The organism is Sulfitobacter sp. HI0129 (genome assembly GCF_001635395.1).
Taxonomy (GTDB): Bacteria; Pseudomonadota; Alphaproteobacteria; order Rhodobacterales; family Rhodobacteraceae; genus Sulfitobacter.
The window spans coordinates 1-585 of the sequence record NZ_LWGH01000739.1 but is presented as its reverse complement, the minus strand read 5'-3'; the positions used below and the strand labels follow the sequence as shown (position 1 = coordinate 585).

1 pseudogene is annotated in these 585 nt (G+C 63.2%); it reads right to left on the bottom strand.

What is annotated here, in order from left to right:
- Positions 1–585 (bottom strand): annotated as a pseudogene (locus tag A3764_RS18295) (sulfoacetaldehyde acetyltransferase); the annotation flags it as partial.

Sequence of the window (585 nt, the reverse complement as noted above, 5' to 3'; positions counted from 1 at the left end):
GAAAAGACCCGGTGCCAGATATTTGCGGCCATCCTCGAACGAGGGATAGGCGTTGCCGATGGCGCAGTTGTTGCCGATGTCCGAACTGATGATCGCTTCGCGTGGCAGGGCGGATTGAATGGCGCGCCATGCCATGCGGGGGCTCATCTTTTCGGGCTCGCGGTCGCGGGCGCGTTCGTTCCAAGTGGTGCCGGGATCGTCGTCTTCATGGTCCATCGAGGTGAGCGCTTGCGCCCATGCGGATTTGGTCTTGGCGATCAGGTTCTTGCGGTCGTCCCGGCCTTCGTCGCCCGCGGTGTCGGACAGGNGGGCGAGCAGGCCCTTCGCGACCTTGCCTGCGTCACCCACGATGCCGACGGTGACCTTTTTCGTCAGGCCGATCCGGTCAGGATTGATGTCGACCTGAATGATCTTCGCGTCCTTCGGCCAATAATCGATGCCGTATCCCGGCAGGGTCGAGAAAGGATTGAGCCGGGTGCCCAGCGCCAGCACCACATCGGCCTTTGCGATCAGTTCCATCGCGGCCTTCGACCCGTTGTAGCCTAGCGGGCCGACGGAAAGCGGGTGCGAGCCGGGGAAGGCATC